Here is an 836-nt window from a genome sequence, read left to right on the forward strand (position 1 = left end):
CGCTCGATCTCGGCCAGCTGCCGCTGGGTGCGCGGCTGGTGCGGCAGGGTCTGGCGCGACAAGACCAGCGCGGTGGGCGCGCCATGGCGCTTGAGCGCGGCCCCCCAGGCGGCGGCGGTTTCCACCGCGTCGGCGGGGCGCCAGGTCGACAGGTTGGGCGTACTGCGCAGCGCCCCCAGCTGCTCGATCGGCTGGTGGGTGGGGCCGTCCTCGCCGAGGCCGATGGAGTCGTGGGTGAACACGTAAATCACCTGGCGGTTCATCAGCGCCGCCATGCGCACCGCGTTGTGCATGTACTCCATGAAGGTCAGGAAGGTGGCGCCATAGGGAATGAAGCCGCCGTGGGCGCTGATGCCGTTCATGATCGCGCCCATGCCGAACTCGCGTACCCCGTAGTGCAGGTAGTTGCCGTCCGGAGAGCCATCAGCGGGGTTGTTTGAAGAGCCGGGGCCGATCGCCTTGGCGCCCTGCCAGAAGGTCAGGTTGGACGGCGCCAGGTCGGCGCTGCCGCCGAGCAGCTCGGGCAGGTGCGGGCCGAGCGCGTTGAGGCACGCCAGCGAGGCCTTGCGCGAGGCGACGCTCTCGCCGTTCGCCTGGGCCTGCTCGATCAATGCCTGGCTCTTGAGCGCCACCGGCAACTCGCCCTTGAGGCGGCGCTGCAGCTCCTTGGCCTCGGCCGGGTAGGTCTCGGCGTAGCGGTCGAAGCGCGCCTGCCAGTCGCTCTCGAGCTGGGTGCCGCGCTCGCGCGCGTCCCAGCCCTGGTAGATGGCCTCCGGCACATGGAAGGGCGCATGCGGCCAGTCGAGCTGTTCGCGCGCCGCGGCGACCTCGTCGGC

At 70.9% G+C, this 836-nt stretch carries 1 pseudogene; it reads right to left on the reverse strand.

From position 1 onward, the window contains the following. Positions 1-836: pseudogene (locus ACFOEV_RS19570) on the reverse strand (transketolase); the annotation flags it as partial.

The sequence above is a fragment of the Litchfieldella rifensis genome (assembly GCF_042646605.1).
GTDB classification, from domain to species: Bacteria; Pseudomonadota; Gammaproteobacteria; order Pseudomonadales; family Halomonadaceae; genus Litchfieldella; species Litchfieldella rifensis.